Here is a 21,848-nt window from a genome sequence, read left to right as displayed (position 1 = left end):
AGAACCTCACACTTTCGTTTTATACGTTTAAGACCTTGTCCAAAAATTCTTTTAGACGAGGGTGTTGCGGGTTATCGAAGATTTGATCTGGAGTTCCATCTTCTAGGAATTCACCATCAGCCGTAAAGATAACACGGTTAGCCACCTGACGAGCAAATCCCATCTCGTGGGTTACGATAATCATGGTCATGCCTTGTTCCGCCAATTCCTTCATAACATTCAGTACATCTCCGACCATCTCAGGGTCCAGAGCGGAAGTTGGCTCATCAAAGAGCATGATATCAGGATTCATGGCAAGTCCACGAGCGATAGCTACACGCTGTTTTTGACCACCTGATAGGCTATCTGGGTTGGCATTAGCTTTGTCTGCAAGACCGACTTTCTCCAGCAACTCCATCCCCAATTTTTCAGCTTCTTCTTTGGTCATTCGTTTGTGTTCAATAGGTGCAAAAGTGATATTTTCTAGGACTGACATGTGTGGGAAGAGGTTGAAGTGTTGGAAGACCATCCCAACGTTTTCGCGAACATGGTCGACATTGGTTGATTTTTCAGTCAGATCATAACCATTTACTGTGATGTGGCCACTCGTTACCTCCTCGAGAAGGTTAAGGCTACGGAGGAAGGTGGATTTACCAGAACCAGAAGGACCGATGATACAGACAACATCTCCTTCATAGAATTTAGTCGTAATACCTTTTAAAACTTCATTTTTTCCATAATACTTATGCAAATCATTTACATCAATTTTTAGTTTTGCCATTAACGAATCCTCTTTTCTAAGCGTTTCGCTAGTCTAGTCAAAAGCGTGATAATTACAAGATAGAAGATAGCAAGGATTGCATACATCTTGAAACTTTGGTAGTTACGGGCGATGATAATCTTACCAGTTTGGAAAAGTTCCACCAAACCGATAGCAGATACAATGGTTGTATCTTTGAGAGCGATAACGAATTGGTTAACGAAGTTCGGCAACATCAATTTAGTCGCTTGTGGCAAGATAATCTTACGCATGGTTTTTCCATAAGAGATACCAAGACTGCGGCTGGCCTCCATTTGCCCAACTGGGACAGCTTGAATCCCACCACGAACGATTTCAGCGATATAAGCTGCCGCATTAAGTGAGAGGGCAATAGTACCAGCTACAAAGTCATTGATTGGACTTTGTTGGCCTGTAATGGACTCGATGAAGTTTGGAATTCCCCAGAAGATGAAGGCTGCAAGAATCATCAATGGAATTCCTCGAATAACGTCAACGAAAATCTCAGAGATTAGACGAAGAGATTTGTATGGACTAACGCTAAACATACCAAAGATAATACCGATGACAATGGCAATTGCAAATGAAATAAGCGCTAGAGCAAGAGTGATTCCAAGTCCACTAAGAAGTTGTTTGTAGTTGTTTTGAAGCAAGCCCCAGATAGTCGTTTCGTCAACCGTACTTGTAGAGTTAGTTGAAGATTCGCTAGCTAGATACTTGTCAAGAATCTTTTGAAATTCTCCGTTAGCTTTGAGGTTAGCAAGTCCATTATTGAACATCTGGATCAATTCAGGGTTTGTTCCTTTTTTAACCGCAAAGGCTGTTTCACCGATTGGAGTTCCAGCGATTGGCGTTTTCAATTTTTGACCTTGGCTGATAGAATATTTGAGAACTGGCTCATCATCCATCACGGCATCGATAGATCCAGTATTCAGACTGTCATACATTGAAGCGCCATCTGCAAAGGTTTTAATCTTATAGCCGTATTTGTTTTGATTCTCAGTAAGGAACGTTTGAGAGGCAGTCCCGTTTTTAACACCGACAGTTTTATTCTTGAGGTCTTCATAAGAAGCAATTGTGCTTGATTCTTTCACACCGAGAATCGTATTTGCTGTGTAGTATGATTCTGAGAAGTCAAAGGTTTCCTTACGGGCATCTGTTACAGACATTCCAGCAATGATACCATCTGCTTGTCCAGCTTGAACAGCACTGATTGCTGCGTCAAATCCTGGGTTGGTAATCTCAATTTCAAAACCTTGATCTTTGGCAATGGCCTTGATCAGGTCCATATCAATACCGGTGTATTGATTGCTTGAATTTTGAAAGACGAATGGGGCGAAAGATGAGTCGCTGGCAATAATGTACTTGCTTTTCACTGGAGTAGCTTTTTGTCCAGCAGCAGTAGTTGTCGTTGGGCTTGCCGTAGTTGTAGAAGCTGTCCATTTTTGGATGATTTGCTCCAAGCTACCATCTTTCTTCATTTGGGCTAGAGCTTCATTAAACTCGGTAACCAAGTGTTCATACTTGCTCCCTTTCTTGACACCAAAGGCAAAGCTTCCAACAGCCTCACCATCCATATTGATGCTGAGATCTTGTCCTTGGTTAATCGCATACTCAATAACAGGTTTATCGTCCATGATGGCATTCACAGCACCAGCACTTAGACTATTATTCATCAAATCACCAGTATCAAAGGTTTTAATAGAGAAACCGTATTTATCTTTGATACTTTCGAGGAAACGTTGAGCGGCAGTTCCGTTCTTAACTCCAACTGTTTTGCCGCTAAGTTCCTCATATTTGGTGATTTTATTTGCCTTTGTGGTAGCAATGACAACTTTTGTATCATAATAGGTATCAGACATGGTAAAGACATTTTCACGTTCTTTTGTTTTTGTCATACCTGCCATAATAGCATCTGCTTGACCTGACTGCACTGCATTTACAGCTGCATCAAAGCCAGGATAAGACATTTGGATGTTCCATCCTTTGATTTCTGCGACTTTATTTATAATATCAACATCAATCCCTTTATAGGTTTGATCTGAATCTTTAAACTCAAAAGGTGCGTAAGCTGTATCAGACACAATCTTAACAGTATCAGCTTTTGCCATACCTAGTGAGAAAATGGGAAATAAAATGAGCAAACATGCTAGTATTTTTTTCTTCATTTTTAGTCTCCTTTTCCGAATATTTTCCCATTATATCAGAAAATGAATGAAAAGGCAAATTTTATGAAAATTATGTAAGGAAATGTAACATGAAATACTCGCTCTTATCAACTTAGAGTAGAGTCTGAAAAGTAAATTTATGGTAAAATAGAAGGATAGAAAAATGCAGACGAGGCAATCATGATTAATCGAATTACAGATAATAAATTTAAACTAGTATCAAAATATGAACCATCAGGAGATCAACCACAAGCGATTGAGCAGTTGGTTGACAATATCGAGGGTGGTGAGAAGGCTCAAATTCTGATGGGGGCGACGGGTACAGGGAAGACCTATACCATGAGTCAGGTCATTTCCAAAGTCAATAAACCAACTTTGGTCATTGCCCACAATAAGACTCTGGCTGGTCAGCTCTATGGAGAATTTAAGGAATTTTTCCCTGAAAATGCAGTTGAGTATTTCGTATCCTACTATGACTATTACCAACCCGAGGCTTATGTCCCTTCGAGCGATACCTATATTGAGAAGGACAGCTCTGTCAATGATGAGATTGACAAGCTCCGTCACTCAGCGACTTCGGCTCTTCTGGAGCGTAACGATGTCATCGTCGTGGCTTCAGTTTCTTGCATTTATGGTTTGGGTTCGCCAAAGGAATATTCTGATAGTGTTGTTAGTCTTCGTCCAGGTCTTGAGATTTCTCGTGATAAACTACTCAATGACTTGGTAGATATTCAGTTTGAACGCAATGATATTGATTTCCAACGGGGAAGATTTCGCGTTCGCGGGGATGTGGTTGAGATTTTCCCAGCTTCCCGAGATGAACACGCTTTTCGAGTAGAGTTTTTCGGGGATGAGATTGACCGTATCCGAGAAGTTGAGGCGCTGACAGGTCAGGTATTGGGAGAAGTCGATCATTTGGCGATTTTCCCTGCCACTCACTTTGTGACCAATGACGACCATATGGAAGTTGCCATTGCCAAGATTCAGGCAGAGTTGGAGGAGCAGTTAGCTGTCTTTGAAAAGGAAGGCAAACTTCTGGAGGCCCAGCGTTTGAAACAGCGGACAGAGTATGATATCGAAATGCTGCGTGAGATGGGTTATACAAATGGGGTTGAGAACTACTCTCGTCACATGGATGGTCGTAGCGAAGGAGAGCCTCCTTATACGCTTCTCGACTTCTTCCCAGATGATTTCTTGATCATGATTGATGAAAGTCACATGACCATGGGGCAAATCAAGGGCATGTACAATGGAGACCGTTCGCGTAAGGAAATGTTAGTAAATTATGGTTTCCGTCTGCCGTCCGCCTTGGACAATCGTCCCCTTCGTCGTGAAGAATTTGAGAGTCATGTGCATCAGATTGTTTACGTTTCAGCGACACCAGGCGACTATGAAAACGAACAGACCGAGACAGTGATCGAGCAAATCATTCGTCCAACAGGACTTTTAGACCCAGAGGTGGAAGTCCGTCCGACTATGGGACAGATTGATGACCTCCTAGGTGAAATCAATGCTCGTGTTGAAAAGAATGAACGAACCTTTATCACCACTTTGACCAAGAAAATGGCAGAGGACTTAACTGACTACTTCAAAGAAATGGGTATCAAGGTTAAGTACATGCACTCAGATATCAAGACCTTGGAACGGACTGAGATTATTCGCGACCTGCGCTTGGGTGTTTTTGATGTCTTGGTCGGAATCAACCTCCTTCGTGAAGGGATTGACGTTCCTGAAGTAAGCTTGGTTGCCATTCTAGATGCTGACAAGGAAGGTTTCCTTCGTAATGAGCGTGGCCTCATCCAGACCATTGGTCGTGCTGCCCGTAATAGCGAAGGGCATGTTATCATGTACGCTGATACCATGACCCAGTCTATGCAACGTGCTATCGATGAAACGGCCCGCCGTCGCAAAATCCAGATGGCTTATAATGAAGAGCATGGTATCGTTCCACAAACCATTAAGAAAGAAATCCGTGATCTGATCGCTGTAACTAAGGCAGTTGCCAAGGAAGAGGACAAGGAAGTCGATATCAATAGCCTCAACAAACAAGAGCGCAAGGAACTTGTTAAGAAACTGGAGAAACAAATGCAAGAAGCCGTCGAAGTGCTTGACTTTGAACTGGCAGCTCAGATACGTGATATGATGTTGGAAGTCAAGGCGTTGGATTAGGAAAAAGTATGGTTTATTTAAGAAAACTAATTGAAGAAGATTTGGTGTCTTTGTGGGAAATTGCTTATTCACAATCTAATCCAATTTGGAAGCAGTATGATGCTCCCTATTATGACGATTATCAGCATTTTCCTAATTTTCAAGAATTTAAACTACAAAAATCAGAATCTACTCTAAACAACTCAAATCGCCTTGGTATTTTTGTTGATGATAAATTAGTTGGGACTGTTTCGCGCTACTGGGTATGTAAACAAACAAGATGGATGGAATTGGGGATTTGTATTTATGATAACAAATTTTGGAACTCTGGCATTGGAAAAGCTGCTATGCTACAATGGATAGATCGGACATTTAAGGATTACTTGGTGTTGGAGCATCTTGGTTTGACAACTTGGTCAGGAAATCTTGGTATGGTAAAACTTGCTGAAAAATTAAGAATGAAAAAAGAAGCTCATATTCCAAAAGTTCGTTATTACCAAGGCAAATATTTTGATAGTATTAAATATGGTATTCTGAGAGAAGAATGGAGTAAAATAAATGAACCTAACTATCAAACAAATGGAAACTCCTGAAGAGATAGAAGTTAAATCCTTCGTTCATTGGCAAACGTGGAGAGAGGCTTATGATGATCTTTTACCTGCAGAATTTCAGGAGACGATGACATTAGAAAGATGTCGATTCTTTAGTCAAAAATATCCTAAAAATACATTGATTGCGATAGATGGCATGAAGGTAGTTGGTTTTATCAGTTATGGAAACTTTCGTGATGAGACTATTCAAGCTGGCGAAATTATTGCCTTATATGTTTTAAAAGACTATTATGGAAAAGGTATTGCTCAGAAGTTAATGAAGGAAGCTCTGACTACTCTTGAACAGTTCTCTGAAATATTTTTATGGGTATTAAAAGAGAATAAGCGAGCCATTGCTTTCTATCAAAAAATGGGTTTTACTTTTGATGGGCAAGAAAAAATACTTGACCTTGGAAAACCTATCACTGAAATTAGAATGGTACGTAAGAAATCCTCAAAATCTGAGAGTTAAATACTGGTAGAATTGCGATTTTGTTTTCAGATTACGCAATGAACAAACAATCATGTTTTAGATTATATTTTAAATAGAGGGAAGTTATTATGAAATTGAAAGAGACGAATTATAAGAAATCATCAGGCTTAGATTCTGTTCGTTTTTGGTTACAAGGGCATCGATTTGTCAAATTTATGCTTGATATGTTCTTTTATATCAGCTTGTTCCTAGTTATAGAATTTACAACATCACAGAACAAAAGCCTTCCAGCTGATTTTCGGTACAGAGAGCTTTTATTTCCCTTGCAATTGAATCTTTTTATCTTGGGTAATAGGTTCTATGCTCTCTTTTTGTCAGTGAAAACTAAAAAAGAAAGGACCCTTAAAAGATTTTGTGAACCCTTTATTTATATCAATATCGTTAGCTTCATTTTTCAACTGATTGGTGTGAGAAAAAGAGGAAGAGTTGTTCTCTCACCTTTGTTTTCACTGGAGTCATCCTATATCTGGTTCCCTATTGTCGTCTACCTTCTGGTGTTGGTGTTAACTTTGGCAATCTTCTTTCTCTCTAAAGCTTCAAAAAAAGGAGTAGATGAAAATGAAGATGAGTAGGCAAATGAAGTACAAGACAAAAGAAAAGTCTTCTTGGACTAAAAGGTTTTCTCTTTGGTTGGAAAGGCATCGAAAGATTAGTCAACTCTTGGATACGAGTGTGTTATTTGGATCTATGTTTGTATCATTTCTCGCCGCCTCTTACATTAGTTATCCATTACCGAACATGAACTATCTTTCCCCCTTAAGCTTCAATCTTATCCTTCTGATCTTATCAACTTATATCCTTGTCTTTCGTTTTAGTAGTGATAAACTTCAGAAATGGCGTTACTTTTCATGGGGATTTATTGGGTTTAATGGTCTTCTTTTTCCCCTTCATCTCTTGGTAGGTCTGAATTGGCTAGGACGTCGTAAGTCAACGAATTTCCCTCCCATAATTTCTATGGATCCAGCATATGTCTGGGTCCCTATTGTAAGTTATCTCTTTTTCTTTTTCTTGGGGCTGGGCATTCTGCTTTTGATTATACGGATAGAAAAGAGAAGAAGGAGGCGTAAATGGAACGAAAGACTAAGAGGCAAAAGAAGGTCAAACAACAGAACAGACAAATGAGAAAAATCCAGAAAAAGTATTCTTTGGTAGCTCACGTCCAATTGTGGCAGGAAAGACATTCAAAGATTGCTTCTTTTATGGATGGTGGTATAATATTATTATCTATTTTTGGTATCATGTATGTGTTGTTCGGGACGTCACTTATCCCGAAACCATATCAAGAACTGTCCTATGTCTTGCCAATTATTATGAATTTTGTCTTTTTGGTTCACACATTCTATCAAGGTATTTTTAGAGATGGTTTTAGCAATAAGGCTTCAGTACAAGGATTTTTAAAAGCTTTTCTATACATAAATGGACCTATTTTTTTCCTCCACTTACTTGTTGGGGTGAAAGGGAGAAATGTTAAAAAAATTCCTTCCCTATTATCGATCGATTATCGCTACATCTGGCTTCCAATTACTACCTATCTAATCTTTTTCATCATTCCAGCGATATTAATGTTCATTTTGAAATATAAGGACAAAAAGAGGAATAATCATGACAAAAGAAAATCTAACTAAGTTATTTTCATTTAAAACTCTCTATTTGGCTTTGCTAGTTTTTGTGATTCTTCATTTGGTGCTGTTAGTTTTTGGTCTATCCTTTACGCCAGTTTTGTGGAATAGTTGGTTTTTCATTCTTTGTTTGACCTTCCTAATCCATCCTTGGAGAATCTTTTATAGAACAAGAGATGCTAAATGGTATCACCTTATTTTTCAAGTATTTAGTGGATTGGTGACATTTTACCTTTGGTTTGCAGCATTCTTTGTTTTATCAGTTATCTCGGATCCAACCATTCCTATTAATATAGACTATCACATACAAGATAAAGAAATCATCATTGCTAGAGGTTTTTTGGCCCGTACTACTTATGAACATCATGAATTGATCAATCCCTTTATCATGAAGGCAGAAGTAAAATACAATGAAGATACATTTTAATAACTTAGAAAGCGAGTAAACCTATGTCCCGTGCCCAAGCAACTATTTTAACCAACATCTGTCTGATTGAAGACCTCGAAACCCAGCGCGTGGTGATGCAGTATCGTTCACCCGAAAACAATCGCTGGTCTGGCTATGCCTTTCCAGGAGGACATGTTGAGAATGGCGAGGCTTTTGCCGAGTCTGTCATTCGTGAGATTTATGAAGAAACAGGTCTAACGATTCAGAATCCACAACTAGTCGGCATTAAAAACTGGCCCTTAGATACAGGTGGGCGCTACATCGTCGTTTGCTATAAAGCGACAGAGTTTACTGGAAATCTCCAATCTTCAGAAGAAGGAGAAGTATGTTGGGTGCAAAAAGACCAGATTCCAAACTTGGATCTGGCCTATGATATGTTGCCTTTGATGGAAATGATGGAAGCACCTGACAAGTCTGAATTCTTCTATCGCCACCGCACAGAGAACGGCTGGGAAAAAGAAATTTTCTAGTCTTTTACTAAATAACCTAACTGATCCAAGGCCTCCTCGATATAGTGGAGGTCTTGTTGTGTCTCGGCTTCAACAAGGTGGTAATGGATGCCGTCTGTCAATTCAGAAAGGGGTCTAAAGTCTGAATTCTCGACTTGTTCCAGAAAGTGCTGGACATCTCGGCGGCAGGTGAGTTTGAGTAGGGTTTCAATTTCGCCATAAACGGGATGATCGATTAAGATATTTTGAACGCGTCCGCCATTGTCTACAATAGCTAGTAGTTCCTGACCGATTTCTTCCAGTTCATGTTTCACTTTAAAGAGTTTGTGCACGTAGGGGCTGGCATCATTTTCTTTGTAGATATAGCCACGATTGGTGGATAGGATAGGAGCTCCATCTGCTCGGAGAATAGCGATGTCCTGTACAATGACCTGACGCGTAACATGAAAGTGTTCAGCCAAGGTTTGACCATTGAGAGCTTTTGGCGCTTCTTTTAATAGTTTGAGAAGAGCTTGTTTGCGATCCTTTGTCATAGTTTTTCCTTTTAGCGACGTTTTCGAAGCACTTTATAGACAGCTAGTGCTAATGTATAGTCTACCATACTATGGACGATTGTGCCAAAACCAACTAGGACAAAGAGAACATAAAACATATTTTCAACATTTGTCCCTGAAGTAGCATAGAAGATGATACAAGCTATTACTTCAGCGATAGCATGAACAACACCCAAAACAAAGTTAAAAATCCAAGATGTCTTTGGTTTATCCAAGGTTTCAGGGAATTTCTTTAAGTACAAAGCCCCCAAAGTACCAAAAACAATGTGAGAGAAGGCACGAAGTACAATAACAGGGGGATAACCTGCCATTAGGAAGCCGAGACTAGAAGCAATAATCACAAAAGCAGCCATCAAAGGCGAAAGAAACATGGCGATAAAGATGGGGATATGACTTCCCAAGGTGTAAGAAGCCGGTGGGATAACGATTTTAAAAGGCATAATGATTGGAATCAAAATCGCTATTGCAGTGAGTAGGGCAGTCATAGTCATAAACTGCGTTTTTTTCCGTATATCCATAAGAACCTCCATTTATCTGTATATACACAAGTATAGTACAATAAATCACCAATCAAGTCAAGAAGCATTATTGATTTTTCAGGAAAATTTGGTTAAAATGTGGTAAAGAATAATAGGAAACGAGGAGAAAATGTGATGATACTTTTTGTTTACCTAATAGTGGTAATCGTGATGATGTCAAAACAGAAAAGTGAAGGGAAAGTAGTCTCAGGTTGGACTCGTTTCCTAGTTTATAGTTTATTAGTCCTTTCGCTACTCTCTCTATTAGCAAGTAGCTTGGCTGTTTCACTTTTTAGCCTTCCTTTATTAGGTTTTCTTTTGATGGCAGCAATACTAGAAATTGCCTATTTGGTCAGAATGGTGATTGCTTTTGGTTTGATTTTACTGTCACTAACTCTATACTTGGATAGTCAGAAAAGTCAGCAACCTATACGGCTTTCGCATCAATTCCTGCTCTTTGGATTTCACATTTTTTTGATTATTCTCATGCATTAAATATGAAAACTCCACTTTCATTACGAAAGTGGAGTTGTTTTATTTTTTCAAGGTTTGTAAACGTGGGACAATTGCTACTGTTAGAACTGCAGAGATGACAAGCTCAGCAATTGAGTTGGTTGAAATGACGGTTGCAAGGAGTTTTTGGATATTTCCATCGAAGACACTTCCAAAAAGGAAGAAGATTCCCCCAAGGACAAAGACGGTGTTGGTAAGGGAACCGAGGGCACCAGCTAGGATTAGCCCAGTTTTATTTTTCATCAGTTTATAGACCAAGTAAGGTGTCAGACCGATCAAAATGCGAGGGACAATAGCGATAATCGCAGAGTAAATGTTTCCGTTCGGTACGAATGGTGAGAAGAGGTAGCTGGTTGGAAGGATGGTAATCGTGTTTACCGTTAAGCTTAGCAGTCCCATCAAGAAACCAAGTGTAACACCAACTCGTGGGCCGTAAATGATACTAGCAATGATTACTGGAATATGAACGATAGTTGGTTTAATTGGAAATGGGAAAAGATTAAATAGGAGAGAGCTCAAAAAGTGGATAACGAGCATAACTGCAAAAAAGATAGCAATTGGGGCAATGTTAGAGCGTTTGTTCATCGAGGGTTTCCTTTATTCTTTCTAATATAGTATTCAGGTCAGCTAGGGCGCCTTTGCCGTGATCGCCACAGGCTAGTAGAGATTCTTTTGGAGAGATGATCTGATAACCATAGGTCTCTAATGTTTTTAGATTAGCCTGGGTTGCCGGATGGTCATACATCTTTGTATTCATGGCTGGCGCGACTAACTTTTTGACGTGGTCTGGCAGGGCAAGTGCTGTACTTGTCACCATGTTGTCCGCAAATCCATGGGCTAACTTTGCTATGGTATTAGCAGTAGCTGGGGCTACAATAAAAAGGTCAGTCCTTTTGCCTAGTTCGATATGATTGACTTGATCAGGAGCGGGTTCCTGCATGACATCAAGGTGGACAGGATTTTGAGAGAGGACCTGTAGTGTCAGCGGTTGGATAAACTCTCTCGCTGCCTCAGTCATTAAGACAGTGACCTGATGGCCCTGTTTCTTCAAGGAACTGACTAGATCAGCTGATTTATAGGAGGCAATGGAACCTGTCACTGCGATGAGAATATTTGCCATGGCTTTCCTTTCTAAAAATCGTATGCTTGAATTTTTTCAAGGAGGAGGTTTGCTATTTCCTCTTTGGTTTGAACGGTTTGGAGTTCCTCTTTCTCAACAAAGATTGCTTGATGCTGGTTTGCTGAAATTTGAGTCAGGTCATTTGCGATGATTAAGTCTGCTTGGTTCTTGATAAGACTTTTTCTAGCAATCTCAATGAGATAATCCTCAGAGACATCAACCAATAGTTTGAAACCAATCAGATGAATGGCAGGGTTCCATTCCTTGACTAGAGAGATGATTTTGGGTGTTTTTTTCAGGAATAAAACCTGCACCTCATCAGTTGATGAAATCTTAGTCTGATGATTCTGCTTGATTAAAAATTCTTCTAAATTAGAGCTAGCCTGTACCTCCTCAAGCCCCGTCATATAAACAGGAGTATAGTCGGACACAGCCATTGAGTGGATTAAGACCTGATATTCCTTAACAAGTTCTTGCATCACAACTAGAAGGTCGTTGGTATTATCAATTTCTCGAATGCTTAGGTTGGGATGAGCTTCTGGCTTCAGAGCTCGTCTTGTCGTTATCAAACAAACTTCATGCCCCGCAGCAAGCAAGGTTTCTGTGATGATTTTCCCCAAGCGACCTGTAGAATGGTTAGTAATAGAGCGGACACTATCGATAGCTTCACTGGTACCGCCCGATGTGACTAAAATTTTCATAGCACTATTGTACACAAAAATAAACAGTAAGTAAAATGAAAGCGATAAAATTTTGCTAAAACAAAGCTACACTATAGTTTATAACTATAAAGCCATATAAAATTTTTAAAAGAGCCCTAAAAATCTTGAAATTCAGGATATTTACGAACGTTTAGAGAGTTTATGGATGTTAAAAATCTTGTTTTGTGTTATAATGAATTATCATATTAGAGGCTAGAGGAGTTTTGAATGAAAACAGATATTGAAATCGCACAGAGTATTGAGTTGAAACCAATCGTTGATGTTGTAGAGAAACTGGGTATTTCTTACGATGATTTGGAATTGTATGGAAAGTACAAGGCTAAGCTCAGCTTTGATAAAATTCGTGCAGTTGAGAGCAATCCAGTTGGAAAATTGATCTTGGTTACTGCCATCAATCCAACACCAGCGGGTGAAGGAAAGTCAACCATTACCATTGGTCTTGCGGATGCCTTGAACAAGATTGGTAAGAAAACCATGATTGCTATCCGCGAACCGTCTCTTGGCCCAGTAATGGGGATTAAGGGTGGTGCTGCAGGTGGTGGTTATGCCCAAGTGTTGCCAATGGAGGACATCAACCTTCACTTTACCGGGGATATGCATGCCATTACAACTGCCAACAATGCTCTTTCTGCTTTAATTGACAATCACTTGCATCAAGGAAATGAGCTGGGAATTGACCAACGTCGAATCCTTTGGAAACGTGTGGTGGACTTGAACGACCGTGCCCTTCGTCATGTGACCGTTGGACTTGGTGGCCCTCTAAATGGTATTCCACGCGAGGATGGTTTCGATATTACCGTTGCTTCAGAAATCATGGCCATTCTTTGCTTGGCGACCGATATTGAAGATTTGAAACGTCGCTTGGCTAACATCGTTATTGGCTATCGTTACGATCGTACGCCAGTTACTGTTGGTGATTTGCAGGTTGAGGGAGCTTTAGCATTGATTTTGAAAGATGCTATTAAGCCAAACTTGGTTCAGACAATTTATGGTACACCTGCCTTTGTACACGGTGGTCCATTTGCCAATATTGCTCATGGATGTAACTCTGTTTTGGCAACAAGCACAGCCCTTCGCTTGGCTGATTATACAGTCACTGAAGCTGGTTTTGGTGCGGACCTTGGTGCTGAGAAATTCCTTGACATTAAGACACCAAACTTGCCAACATCTCCAGATGCTGTTGTCATCGTCGCAACCCTTCGTGCCCTTAAGATGAATGGTGGCGTAGCTAAGGACGCTCTTACAGAGGAAAATGTTGAGGCTGTTCGCGCAGGTTTTGCTAACTTGAAACGCCACGTTGAGAACATTCGTAAGTTCGGTATTCCAGCAGTTGTGGCTATTAACGAATTTATTTCTGATACAGAAGCTGAAATCGCAGCCTTGAAAGAACTTTGTGCCTCAATCGATGTTCCAGTAGAGTTGGCTAGTGTCTGGGCTGATGGCGCAGAAGGAGGCGTAGCGCTTGCTGAAACACTTGTCAAGACAATCGCTGAAAACCCAGCTAACTATACTCGTCTGTATGACAATGACCTTTCTGTTCAAGAAAAGATTGAAAAGATTGTCACTGAAATCTATCGTGGTAGCAAAGTGAACTTTGAGAAGAAAGCTCAAACGCAAATCGCTCAAATCGTTCAAAACGGATGGGATAAATTGCCAATCTGTATGGCTAAAACTCAGTACAGTTTCTCTGACAATCCAAATGCACTTGGAGCACCAGAAAACTTTGAAATCACAATTCGTGAATTGGTACCAAAATTGGGTGCAGGCTTCATCGTTGCCCTAACTGGTGATGTCATGACCATGCCAGGTCTTCCAAAACGACCAGCCGCTCTTAATATGGATGTTGAAAGTGATGGAACGGTCCTAGGCTTGTTCTAGTAAATTGCAATTGATTTCAAATGAGTTTGGAAAAGCTATCCAAGCTCATTTTCTTGTCTAGATATGAGGCGTTGTCGTCAGCTGATAATAGAGTTACTTTCTAGACGCAATCAGTCTAGCTAAAGATATTTTCCCTAATTTCTGATATAATAGAAACATTGACTTCAAGAGTAAGGAAGAGAAAATGAACGCTTTATTGAATGGAATGAATGACCGTCAGGCTGAGGCGGTGCAAACGACAGAAGGGCCCTTGTTAATCATGGCGGGGGCTGGTTCTGGGAAGACCCGAGTTTTGACCCACCGTATTGCTTATTTGATTGATGAAAAGATGGTCAATCCTTGGAATATCTTGGCCATTACCTTTACCAACAAGGCTGCGCGTGAGATGAAAGAGCGTGCTTATGGTCTTAATACAGCTACTCAGGACTGTCTGATTGCGACCTTTCACTCAATGTGTGTTCGTATCCTGCGTCGCGATGCGGATCATATTGGCTACAATCGGAACTTCACTATTGTAGATCCAGGAGAGCAACGAACTCTCATGAAGCGCATTCTCAAGCAATTAAACTTAGATCCTAAAAAATGGAATGAACGGACTATTTTGGGAACCATTTCCAATGCTAAGAATGACCTAATTGATGATGTGGCTTATGCTGCTCAAGCTGGTGATATGTATACGCAAATCGTGGCCCAGTGTTATACGGCCTATCAAAAGGAGCTTCGTCAGTCTGAATCCGTTGACTTTGATGATTTGATCATGTTGACTTTGCGTCTCTTTGATCAGAATTCTGATGTTTTGACCTACTACCAGCAGAAGTTCCAATACATCCATGTTGATGAATACCAAGATACCAACCATGCCCAGTACCAATTGGTCAAACTCTTGGCTTCACGCTTTAAAAACATCTGCGTGGTCGGTGATGCGGACCAGTCTATCTACGGTTGGCGTGGGGCTGATATGCAGAATATCTTGGATTTTGAGAAAGATTATCCTAACGCCAAGGTTGTTTTGTTAGAGGAGAATTATCGTTCAACAAAAACCATTCTCCAAGCCGCCAATGACGTCATCAAAAACAATAAAAATCGTCGTCCTAAGAATCTCTGGACTCAGAATGCGGATGGGGAGCAGATTATTTACTATCGTGCAAATGACGAACAAGATGAGGCTGTTTTTGTAGCCAAAACCATTGATGAACTTGGTCGTAGCCAAAACTTTCTTCACAAAGACTTTGCAGTGCTTTACCGTACTAACGCTCAATCCCGTACCATTGAGGAAGCCCTGCTCAAGTCCAATATTCCTTATACTATGGTTGGTGGGACCAAGTTCTACAGCCGTAAGGAAATTCGTGACATTATCGCCTATCTCAACCTCATTGCTAATCTGAGTGATAATATCAGTTTTGAGCGCATTATCAACGAACCAAAACGTGGAATTGGACCAGGAACCGTTGAGAAAATCCGTGATTTTGCGAATTTGCAAGAGATGTCTATGCTAGATGCCTCAGCAAATATCATGTTGTCTGGCATCAAAGGGAAAGCAGCCCAGTCGATTTGGGATTTTGCTAATATGATTTTGGATTTGCGGGAGCAACTGGACCAATTAAGCATTACAGAGTTGGTTGAAGCAGTTCTTGAAAAAACAGGTTACGTCGATATTCTTAATGCCCAAGCAACTCTAGAAAGCAAGGCTCGGGTAGAAAATATCGAAGAGTTCCTATCAGTTACTAAGAATTTTGACGACAATCCTGATAGTCAAGAAGAGGAAACTGGCTTGGATAAACTCAGTCGTTTCTTGAATGACTTGGCTTTGATTACAGACACAGATTCAGGCAGTCAGGAGACATCTGAAGTAACCTTGATGACCTTGCATGCTGCTAAAGGGCTTGAGTTTCCAGTTGTCTTTATCATTGGGATGGAGGAAAATGTCTTTCCTCTTAGTCGAGCAGCTGAGGATCCTGATGAACTGGAAGAAGAACGCCGTTTGGCCTATGTAGGTATCACACGCGCTGAGAAAATCCTCTATTTGACCAATGCCAACTCTCGCTTGCTTTTCGGTCGTACCAACTATAACCGTCCAACTCGTTTTATCAATGAAATTAGTTCGGACTTGCTCGAGTATCAAGGTTTGGGTCGTCCTGCTAACACCAGTTTCAAGGCTTCGTATAGCAGTGGTGGGATTGCTTTCGGTCAAGGCATGAGCCTAGCTCAAGCGCTTCAAGAACAGAAACGAAATGCCGCACCAAGCTCTATCCAGTCAAGTAGTCTCCCATTTGGACAGTTTGCAGCTGGAAATAAAAAAGATTCAAGCGATACCAACTGGTCTATTGGGGATATTGCTCTCCACAAGAAGTGGGGAGAGGGAACTGTTCTGGAAGTCTCTGGTAGCGGTGATACGCAGGAGTTGAAAATCAATTTCCCAGAAGTCGGTCTGAAAAAACTCCTAGCCAGCGTTGCCCCAATTGAGAAAAAAATCTAATTTTTCATCCTTCTCACGAATAATAAAGTGAGGAGGATTTTTATGTACAGTATTTCATTCCAAGAAGATTCACTCTTGCCTAGAGAAAGACTAGTTAAAGAAGGAGTAGAGGCGCTGAGCAATCAAGAATTACTAGCTATTTTGCTCAGAACGGGAACGCGTCAGGCAAATGTCTTTGAAATTGCCCAAAAAGTCTTGAATAATCTTAACAGTCTAACTGATTTAAAGAAAATGACCCTGCAGGAATTGCAGAGTCTGTCTGGTATTGGACGGATTAAGGCCATTGAATTACAAGCGGTGATTGAACTGGGACATCGCATTCACAAGCACGAAACCCTTGAGATGGAAAGTATTCTCAGTAGTCAAAAGCTAGCCAAGAAAATGCAACAGGAACTTGGTGATAAAAAACAAGAGCACCTAGTGGCACTCTATCTCAATACTCAAAATCAAATCATTCATCAGCAGACCATTTTTATCGGCTCTGCGACACGTAGCATTGCTGAACCAAGGGAAATCCTTCACTATGCCCTCAAGCATCTGGCTACCTCTGTGATTCTCGTTCACAATCATCCATCTGGTGCTGTATCTCCTAGTCGAAACGACGACCATGTCACTAAGCTAGTCAAGGAAGCTTGCGAACTGATGGGAATTGTTTTCTTGGACCATTTGATTGTATCGCACTCGGATTACTTTAGTTACCGTGAAAAGACAGATTTGATTTAAGATTACACATGATCTTACTCAATCACTTCTAAAACATAGGAATCTACTTCTGTCATATTGATAACAGGAAGAGGTTTTATCGTGGGCACAAGTAAATTTTCTTGAACGATAAAGTTGACAATCGCATTGAAATCTTCGATTTTATAATATCTTTTTTTATGAATGAGAATATCTCTGTAAAAGTAAAGACTTGAATGAAATTTACTTTTTAGTTTGGCATCTGCCTTTTTACAAAATCGTTTTGCCTTTTTAGACATTTCTTTCAGCTGTTTTTCTTTTTCTTTTTGAGATAGTTTATCGAAATTCTCTTTATTCTTAGAAAAAGATTGGTAACTTTCCGCTGTTAAAAGTCTATAGAGATTAGAAAGATGAAAGCAAACTGTTATTTCTTTTTCATTATTTGATAAGAAAAGATTAGCTTCCTTTTCCTTATAAGATATGAAAACATTAGCTTCTATATCTCTCAAAATCTCATGAGTAGAAGGTATTTTAATTTCATTCATGTTTTAATAACCTATTTATAAGTCCTAGAGTTCGTTAACAACATAGTCAAACAATGTTTTATCCTTGGGACGATTTTCAAAGAGAAATTCAGGATGCCATTGAACACCAAGATAAGGAAAGCCGTCCGTAGTTGTCACAGCCTCAATGATTCCATCTTTAGGATCATGTGCTACAACCTTAAGATTTGAGGCTAGATCTTTAATGCTCTGGTGGTGGAAGGAGTTGATGTGAGAGATTTCTCCATAGATTTCTCGGAGAATGGTATCAGGTTCCGTTACGAGGCGTTGGGTCGTGTATTCGGCTGAACAGTCCTGCCAATGATCCTCAATATCTTGGTGAAGCGTGCCCCCCATGGCGACATTGAAAAGTTGAGTACCCCGACAAACAGAGAAAATTGGCTTCTTTTGCTTAATCGCTTCTTTAATAAGTGCTAGTTCAAAAATATCTCTTTGAAGGTGGTAGTCATCACTATCAATAGCCTTTGGTTCACCATAGTATTTTGGATCAACATTTTGCCCACCCGTTAGGATGAGCTTATCAATGATACTGATGTAATAGGCAGCCATTTCTTGATCACCAATCGGTAGGATGATTGGAATTCCGCCAGCGTCCTTGACTCCTTCAACAAAGCCCTTTGCTGCATAGCTCATCATGATGTCATCATCTGGATGAGCTTTTTCATTTCCTGTAATCCCAATAACTGGTTTTTTCATACATGCTTTCGCTTTCTAATCCTCTTTACGCATAAAATAGAGGAGGGTTTGGAGTTCGCTTGTCAAATCGACATACTGAACAACCACATCTTTTGGAAGGTGAAGGTGAACAGGGGAAAAGCTGAGAATACCTTTTATACCAGCATCAACCAAAAGATTGGCAACTTCTTGTGATTTAACACTTGGAACTGTTAGGATAGCAGTTTTGACATCTGCTTCTTTGATTTTTTCTTTAATCTGAGAGATACCATAGATTGGAATCCCATCAGGTGTCTGGCTTCCAACTTCTGGATGGTCATCTAGGTCAAAGGCCATGATAATTTTCATCTTGTTACGCTCATGGAAGCGGTAGTGGAGAAGGGCATGGCCCATATTTCCGATTCCAACCAACATAACATTTGTAATTGAGTTATCATTTAGGAGATCAGCAAAAAAATTCATCAATTTTTTGACATCGTAACCAAAACCTCGACGACCTAGTTCACCAAAATAGGAAAAATCCCGACGAACGGTCGCAGAATCGATACCGATAGCCTCTGCAATTTGTTTGGAGTTGGCACGTTCGATTTTTTCTGCATGAAATCTCTTGAAAATTCGATAATAAAGAGAGAGTCTTTTTGCTGTTGCTTTTGGAATAGCAGACTGTTTATCTTTCACAAAATCACAACCTTTCTATTCTTCTATTTTATAGAAACATTGTGAAAAAATCAACAAAAACAAGAAAAAACTAAGAAATTTCTTAGTTTTTATCTGAAAAATGAGCTTGTGATAGAAAACGGTAGAGATCGCCAACCAATCCTTGATAAATCACCTTATCATTCAGCGTTAAGGAGCTGATTAGGAGAGTATCAGGTAGGGTCACACAGCCTGATAGAGATAACATGAGCTCTTCGTAATCCTTATATTCAAGTGTACGTTCTACGTGATAGTTATCTTGATAGGTAAGTCGATACATAGTCAATTATCTTTCTTCTTTAGTGAAGATACCGCGTTCTACTAAACTGTCCATGAGGAAGTAGAATTTTTCCTGATGAATGTGGTGGTCTTCTGATTTAAAGATATTGACCAAACGAAGGCCAGACTTGTCAGTAATGTTGAGTTTAGCACCTGTAAGGTCTTTGTTGATGATGATTTTTAGCTTGAAACCTTCACCACTGTTGGGTACTTTCTCAAGCAAACGAGTCAGTTCGAAGTTTCCAACTTTTGTTTCAAAGAAAGTATTATCTTTCAGTGTGAACTTTTTAACAGTTGGACTAAGTGTATAGTCGTAGCGGCAGTTTTGTAGTTTAATGGTTTTTTCGAATGCCATTAGTTTAATCTCCAATAATTTTTTTTAAGGTTTGTGCGAGTTGTTTCAGTTCTTCCTCAGTGTTAAGAGGAGAAAGACTGATACGGACAGATTCTGTTAAACGATGCGAATCAGACCCATAAAATGCTTCAAGCACATGACTGGTTTGCACAATACCAGCAGTACAAGCCGAACCGGTAGAAATTGAAATTCCTTCAAGATCTAACCGAAGTAAAAGTAAATCATTTTTCTGACCAGGAAAACCGATATTAAAAACATAAGGCAGTTGGTCTTGACTTTCATTGAGATAGTAGTCTAAATCGGAAATCTCTTTTAGAAAAACAGATTTAAGTGCGCTTAGTTTTTGGTAATGCTCAACTTGGTCATTCAAATCCTCTTTGAGAGCAGAGACCATACCTACAATGGCAGCGAGGTTTTCTGTTCCAGCCCGTTTCTTTTGTTCTTGGTCTCCACCGTGAAGGTAGGAATCAAAATCCGCGGAAGAAGCATAAAGAAATCCGACTCCTTTTGGTCCATGGAATTTGTGGGCAGAAGCGCTGAGGAAATCAATTCCTAACTCCTCTGGATGGATAGGAATTTTCCCAATAGCTTGAACAGCATCTACATGATATGCAGCAGGATGATCTTTTAAAATACGTCCAATCTCAGCGATAGGTAAGAGACTTCCTGTTTCATTATTAGCATACATGGTGGAAACGAGAATGGTATCGTCACGTAAGGCTTTTTGAATTTGCTGGGCAGTTATCTCTTGATTTACTGGTTGGATGATAGTTGCTTCAAAACCAAAATGTTGCACCAGATAATCGATAGTTTCAAGTACAGAATGGTGTTCAATAGCTGTCGTGATGATATGTCTTCCACGATTTTGATGACGGAGACAATAGCCGATAATGGCTGTATTGTTACTTTCTGTACCGCCAGACGTGAAAAAGATATGTTGAGGTTTGGTTCCTAGCAAGTGGGCTAAGTCCTGACGAGCCTCTCGCAAGAGTTTGCCAGCCTGCCGACCATGACTATGAATACTAGAAGGATTACCATGAGTTTCTTGCATGACCTTGGTCATTTCAGAAATAGCTACTGCTGACATAGGAGTCGTAGCAGCATTGTCCAAATAAATCAAAGAATCACCTTATTTCTTTTTGTTGTAAGCAAAGAGTGGGCTGACTGGTTTTCTTTCATGGATGCGGACGATAGCATCACCAATTAATTCGCTAGCAGTAATGTAGCATACATTTTCTGGAGTTCTTTCTTTGGTTGCTACGGAGTCTGTCACAAGGATTTCTTTGATGTTTGTAGCGTCAAGAAGGTCTGCTGCACCTTCAACAAATAAACCGTGACTAGAAACTGCATAAATCTCAGTTGCACCTTCACGTTCAACGATTTTGGCTGCTTCAGAGAAAGTACGACCAGTATTTAGGATATCGTCAATCAAGATAGCCTTCTTGCCTTCAACATCCCCAATGATATAGCCTTCGTTACGATCAGAATCGTCTTGGGCGTAGTCAATGATAGCAATAGGAGCATCAAGGTATTCAGCCAAACTACGTGCACGTTTAACACCAGAGTTCTTTGGACTGACAACAACAACATCAGAACCAAGAAGTCCTTTATCACAGTAGTGCTTAGCAAATAGAGGAACAGTATAAAGATTGTCTACAGGAATATCAAAGAAACCTTGGACCTGAACAGCGTGGAGGTCAAGCGTTAGAACACGGCTTACACCAGCTTTGACAAGCATATTTGCAACTAGTTTTGCAGTGAGGGGTTCGCGAGAAGAAGCGATACGATCCTGACGCGCATAACCAAAGTAAGGGAGGACAACGTTGATACTATGAGCACTTGCACGTACACAAGCGTCAACCATGATCAACAACTCCATCAAGTGGTTGCTAACAGGGTAGCTGGTTGACTGGATGATGTAGACATCGTAACCACGGACACTTTCTTCAATGTTGACCTGGATTTCGCCGTCAGAAAATTGACGAGAGGATAATTTCCCAAGAGGTACACCAACTGTATCCGCAATCTTTTGAGCGATTTCATGGTTAGAGTTTAGGGTGAAAAGTTTCATGTTGTTTCTATCTGACATTATAGACCGTCCTCTGTAAACTTTATGAATCTTCTTTGAGAAAGTTTTGTTTTTCAA

At 40.1% G+C, this 21,848-nt stretch carries 25 protein-coding genes; 11 read left to right on the top strand and 14 right to left on the bottom strand.

What is annotated here, in order from left to right; all coding sequences use genetic code 11:
* Window positions 1–19 precede the first annotated feature (19 nt).
* Together HMPREF2991_RS09545 and HMPREF2991_RS09540 are read right to left on the bottom strand one after the other, a co-directional pair.
* Window positions 20–760 carry an amino acid ABC transporter ATP-binding protein gene (locus HMPREF2991_RS09545; RefSeq protein ID WP_001096337.1) on the bottom strand — a complete coding sequence of 247 codons (741 nt, stop codon included), beginning with the start codon at window positions 758–760 and terminating at the stop codon, window positions 20–22.
* Complete coding sequence (locus HMPREF2991_RS09540) at window positions 760–2,925, bottom strand: ABC transporter substrate-binding protein/permease (RefSeq protein ID WP_070567477.1); 2,166 nt, start codon at window positions 2,923–2,925, stop codon at window positions 760–762. The genes HMPREF2991_RS09545 and HMPREF2991_RS09540 overlap by 1 nt, the downstream gene beginning before the upstream one ends.
* Before the next feature lie 180 nt (window positions 2,926–3,105).
* Between HMPREF2991_RS09540 and uvrB the strand changes: the two genes are divergently transcribed.
* The 7 genes from uvrB to HMPREF2991_RS09500 all read left to right on the top strand — a co-directional run bounded on the left by uvrB (window position 3,106) and on the right by HMPREF2991_RS09500 (window position 8,693).
* Window positions 3,106–5,094, top strand: coding sequence for an excinuclease ABC subunit UvrB (gene uvrB, locus HMPREF2991_RS09535; protein WP_045591229.1), 1,989 nt, complete (start codon window positions 3,106–3,108; stop codon window positions 5,092–5,094).
* Between the two features lie 8 nt (window positions 5,095–5,102).
* A complete protein-coding gene (locus tag HMPREF2991_RS09530; RefSeq protein ID WP_000262762.1) occupies window positions 5,103–5,666 on the top strand; it encodes a GNAT family N-acetyltransferase in 564 nt (187 codons plus the stop codon).
* The gene (locus HMPREF2991_RS09525; protein ID WP_070567475.1) at window positions 5,632–6,135 is read left to right on the top strand and encodes a GNAT family N-acetyltransferase; all 504 of its coding nucleotides are present in this window, start codon (window positions 5,632–5,634) and stop codon (window positions 6,133–6,135) included. The genes HMPREF2991_RS09530 and HMPREF2991_RS09525 overlap by 35 nt, the downstream gene beginning before the upstream one ends.
* Window positions 6,136–6,224: 89 nt before the next feature.
* Window positions 6,225–6,728 (top strand): hypothetical protein, encoded by a 504-nt coding sequence (locus tag HMPREF2991_RS09520; RefSeq protein ID WP_070567473.1) that lies wholly within the window; start codon window positions 6,225–6,227, stop codon window positions 6,726–6,728.
* Window positions 6,729–7,223: 495 nt separating this feature from the next.
* Window positions 7,224–7,781, top strand: coding sequence for a hypothetical protein (locus HMPREF2991_RS09510; protein WP_070567470.1), 558 nt, complete (start codon window positions 7,224–7,226; stop codon window positions 7,779–7,781).
* On the top strand, window positions 7,759–8,202 hold the full coding sequence (locus tag HMPREF2991_RS09505; RefSeq protein ID WP_070567468.1) for a hypothetical protein: 444 nt from the start codon (window positions 7,759–7,761) through the stop codon (window positions 8,200–8,202). Before HMPREF2991_RS09510 ends, HMPREF2991_RS09505 begins: the two co-directional genes overlap by 23 nt.
* Window positions 8,203–8,225: 23 nt before the next feature.
* Window positions 8,226–8,693: an 8-oxo-dGTP diphosphatase gene (locus HMPREF2991_RS09500; protein WP_070567466.1), complete on the top strand. Its 468-nt coding sequence runs from the start codon at window positions 8,226–8,228 to the stop codon at window positions 8,691–8,693.
* Here HMPREF2991_RS09500 and HMPREF2991_RS09495 read toward each other — a convergent pair.
* Complete coding sequence (locus HMPREF2991_RS09495; RefSeq protein WP_000159158.1) at window positions 8,690–9,205, bottom strand: transcription repressor NadR; 516 nt, start codon at window positions 9,203–9,205, stop codon at window positions 8,690–8,692. The two genes, HMPREF2991_RS09500 and HMPREF2991_RS09495, sit on opposite strands and share 4 nt — an antisense overlap.
* A gap of 11 nt (window positions 9,206–9,216) precedes the next feature.
* Complete coding sequence (locus tag HMPREF2991_RS09490; protein ID WP_000354645.1) at window positions 9,217–9,744, bottom strand: ECF transporter S component; 528 nt, start codon at window positions 9,742–9,744, stop codon at window positions 9,217–9,219.
* A 135-nt stretch (window positions 9,745–9,879) separates the two neighbouring features.
* On the opposite strand from HMPREF2991_RS09490, the gene HMPREF2991_RS09485 reads away from it, so the two are divergent.
* Window positions 9,880–10,239 carry a hypothetical protein gene (locus HMPREF2991_RS09485; protein WP_070567464.1) on the top strand — a complete coding sequence of 120 codons (360 nt, stop codon included), beginning with the start codon at window positions 9,880–9,882 and terminating at the stop codon, window positions 10,237–10,239.
* Between the two features lie 39 nt (window positions 10,240–10,278).
* On the opposite strand, the gene HMPREF2991_RS09480 is transcribed toward HMPREF2991_RS09485, so the two are convergent.
* The 3 genes from HMPREF2991_RS09480 to coaB are packed head-to-tail and all read right to left on the bottom strand — an operon-like array spanning window position 10,279 to window position 12,078.
* A complete protein-coding gene (locus HMPREF2991_RS09480; protein WP_070567462.1) occupies window positions 10,279–10,842 on the bottom strand; it encodes an ECF transporter S component in 564 nt (187 codons plus the stop codon).
* Window positions 10,826–11,377, bottom strand: coding sequence for a phosphopantothenoylcysteine decarboxylase (gene coaC, locus HMPREF2991_RS09475; protein ID WP_001274062.1), 552 nt, complete (start codon window positions 11,375–11,377; stop codon window positions 10,826–10,828). The genes HMPREF2991_RS09480 and coaC overlap by 17 nt, the downstream gene beginning before the upstream one ends.
* An 11-nt stretch (window positions 11,378–11,388) precedes the next feature.
* Window positions 11,389–12,078, bottom strand: coding sequence for a phosphopantothenate--cysteine ligase (coaB, locus tag HMPREF2991_RS09470; RefSeq protein ID WP_070567460.1), 690 nt, complete (start codon window positions 12,076–12,078; stop codon window positions 11,389–11,391).
* A 228-nt stretch (window positions 12,079–12,306) separates the two neighbouring features.
* Between coaB and HMPREF2991_RS09465 the strand changes: the two genes are divergently transcribed.
* From HMPREF2991_RS09465 to radC, 3 genes are all read left to right on the top strand, one after another.
* Entirely contained in the window at window positions 12,307–13,977 is a 1,671-nt protein-coding gene (locus HMPREF2991_RS09465; protein ID WP_070567459.1) for a formate--tetrahydrofolate ligase, read from the top strand.
* A 184-nt stretch (window positions 13,978–14,161) separates the two neighbouring features.
* Window positions 14,162–16,453 carry a DNA helicase PcrA gene (pcrA, locus tag HMPREF2991_RS09460; protein ID WP_070567457.1) on the top strand — a complete coding sequence of 764 codons (2,292 nt, stop codon included), beginning with the start codon at window positions 14,162–14,164 and terminating at the stop codon, window positions 16,451–16,453.
* Between the two features lie 42 nt (window positions 16,454–16,495).
* Window positions 16,496–17,176 (top strand): RadC family protein, encoded by a 681-nt coding sequence (radC, locus tag HMPREF2991_RS09455; protein WP_070567455.1) that lies wholly within the window; start codon window positions 16,496–16,498, stop codon window positions 17,174–17,176.
* A 14-nt stretch (window positions 17,177–17,190) separates the two neighbouring features.
* Here radC and HMPREF2991_RS09450 read toward each other — a convergent pair whose 3' ends face one another.
* The 7 genes from HMPREF2991_RS09450 to HMPREF2991_RS09420 form a co-directional block, all read right to left on the bottom strand.
* Window positions 17,191–17,679 (bottom strand): hypothetical protein, encoded by a 489-nt coding sequence (locus HMPREF2991_RS09450; protein WP_049518767.1) that lies wholly within the window; start codon window positions 17,677–17,679, stop codon window positions 17,191–17,193.
* A gap of 24 nt (window positions 17,680–17,703) precedes the next feature.
* The gene (locus HMPREF2991_RS09445; protein ID WP_000743311.1) at window positions 17,704–18,393 is read right to left on the bottom strand and encodes a gamma-glutamyl-gamma-aminobutyrate hydrolase family protein; all 690 of its coding nucleotides are present in this window, start codon (window positions 18,391–18,393) and stop codon (window positions 17,704–17,706) included.
* Window positions 18,394–18,408: 15 nt separating this feature from the next.
* Entirely contained in the window at window positions 18,409–19,050 is a 642-nt protein-coding gene (locus tag HMPREF2991_RS09440; protein WP_000653409.1) for a redox-sensing transcriptional repressor Rex, read from the bottom strand.
* An 82-nt stretch (window positions 19,051–19,132) separates the two neighbouring features.
* Complete coding sequence (locus tag HMPREF2991_RS09435; protein WP_000286093.1) at window positions 19,133–19,348, bottom strand: DUF4649 family protein; 216 nt, start codon at window positions 19,346–19,348, stop codon at window positions 19,133–19,135.
* 6 nt (window positions 19,349–19,354) lie between these two features.
* Window positions 19,355–19,702, bottom strand: a complete 348-nt coding sequence (locus HMPREF2991_RS09430) for a DUF1831 domain-containing protein (protein ID WP_000863522.1) — start codon at window positions 19,700–19,702, stop codon at window positions 19,355–19,357.
* Between the two features lie 4 nt (window positions 19,703–19,706).
* The gene (locus HMPREF2991_RS09425) at window positions 19,707–20,822 is read right to left on the bottom strand and encodes a cysteine desulfurase family protein (RefSeq protein ID WP_070567453.1); all 1,116 of its coding nucleotides are present in this window, start codon (window positions 20,820–20,822) and stop codon (window positions 19,707–19,709) included.
* A 9-nt stretch (window positions 20,823–20,831) separates the two neighbouring features.
* Window positions 20,832–21,791, bottom strand: a complete 960-nt coding sequence (locus tag HMPREF2991_RS09420; RefSeq protein ID WP_001283843.1) for a ribose-phosphate diphosphokinase — start codon at window positions 21,789–21,791, stop codon at window positions 20,832–20,834.
* Window positions 21,792–21,848: the final 57 nt, after the last annotated feature.

Source organism: Streptococcus sp. HMSC072D07, from assembly GCF_001814835.1.
Classification (GTDB): Bacteria; Bacillota; Bacilli; order Lactobacillales; family Streptococcaceae; genus Streptococcus.
Note: the sequence above shows the minus strand (reverse complement) of the source record. Positions and strands in the feature narration are given on the sequence as shown.

Bases quoted from the DNA above. Each gene is read 5' to 3' on its own strand.
- coaC (WP_001274062.1), bottom strand. From the start codon at position 11,377: ATGGCAAATATTCTCATCGCAGTGACAGGTTCCATTGCCTCCTATAAA.
- HMPREF2991_RS09435 (WP_000286093.1), bottom strand. From the start codon at position 19,348: ATGTATCGACTTACCTATCAAGATAACTATCACGTAGAACGTACACTT.
- uvrB (WP_045591229.1), top strand. From the start codon at position 3,106: ATGATTAATCGAATTACAGATAATAAATTTAAACTAGTATCAAAATAT.
- HMPREF2991_RS09480 (WP_070567462.1), bottom strand. From the start codon at position 10,842: ATGAACAAACGCTCTAACATTGCCCCAATTGCTATCTTTTTTGCAGTT.
- HMPREF2991_RS09490 (WP_000354645.1), bottom strand. From the start codon at position 9,744: ATGGATATACGGAAAAAAACGCAGTTTATGACTATGACTGCCCTACTC.
- coaB (WP_070567460.1), bottom strand. From the start codon at position 12,078: ATGAAAATTTTAGTCACATCGGGCGGTACCAGTGAAGCTATCGATAGT.
- HMPREF2991_RS09505 (WP_070567468.1), top strand. From the start codon at position 7,759: ATGACAAAAGAAAATCTAACTAAGTTATTTTCATTTAAAACTCTCTAT.
- HMPREF2991_RS09465 (WP_070567459.1), top strand. From the start codon at position 12,307: ATGAAAACAGATATTGAAATCGCACAGAGTATTGAGTTGAAACCAATC.
- HMPREF2991_RS09525 (WP_070567475.1), top strand. From the start codon at position 5,632: ATGAACCTAACTATCAAACAAATGGAAACTCCTGAAGAGATAGAAGTT.
- HMPREF2991_RS09545 (WP_001096337.1), bottom strand. From the start codon at position 760: ATGGCAAAACTAAAAATTGATGTAAATGATTTGCATAAGTATTATGGA.
- HMPREF2991_RS09445 (WP_000743311.1), bottom strand. From the start codon at position 18,393: ATGAAAAAACCAGTTATTGGGATTACAGGAAATGAAAAAGCTCATCCA.
- HMPREF2991_RS09540 (WP_070567477.1), bottom strand. From the start codon at position 2,925: ATGAAGAAAAAAATACTAGCATGTTTGCTCATTTTATTTCCCATTTTC.
- radC (WP_070567455.1), top strand. From the start codon at position 16,496: ATGTACAGTATTTCATTCCAAGAAGATTCACTCTTGCCTAGAGAAAGA.
- HMPREF2991_RS09485 (WP_070567464.1), top strand. From the start codon at position 9,880: ATGATACTTTTTGTTTACCTAATAGTGGTAATCGTGATGATGTCAAAA.
- HMPREF2991_RS09420 (WP_001283843.1), bottom strand. From the start codon at position 21,791: ATGTCAGATAGAAACAACATGAAACTTTTCACCCTAAACTCTAACCAT.
- HMPREF2991_RS09495 (WP_000159158.1), bottom strand. From the start codon at position 9,205: ATGACAAAGGATCGCAAACAAGCTCTTCTCAAACTATTAAAAGAAGCG.
- pcrA (WP_070567457.1), top strand. From the start codon at position 14,162: ATGAACGCTTTATTGAATGGAATGAATGACCGTCAGGCTGAGGCGGTG.
- HMPREF2991_RS09520 (WP_070567473.1), top strand. From the start codon at position 6,225: ATGAAATTGAAAGAGACGAATTATAAGAAATCATCAGGCTTAGATTCT.
- HMPREF2991_RS09510 (WP_070567470.1), top strand. From the start codon at position 7,224: ATGGAACGAAAGACTAAGAGGCAAAAGAAGGTCAAACAACAGAACAGA.
- HMPREF2991_RS09450 (WP_049518767.1), bottom strand. From the start codon at position 17,679: ATGAATGAAATTAAAATACCTTCTACTCATGAGATTTTGAGAGATATA.
- HMPREF2991_RS09500 (WP_070567466.1), top strand. From the start codon at position 8,226: ATGTCCCGTGCCCAAGCAACTATTTTAACCAACATCTGTCTGATTGAA.
- HMPREF2991_RS09530 (WP_000262762.1), top strand. From the start codon at position 5,103: ATGGTTTATTTAAGAAAACTAATTGAAGAAGATTTGGTGTCTTTGTGG.
- HMPREF2991_RS09430 (WP_000863522.1), bottom strand. From the start codon at position 19,702: ATGGCATTCGAAAAAACCATTAAACTACAAAACTGCCGCTACGACTAT.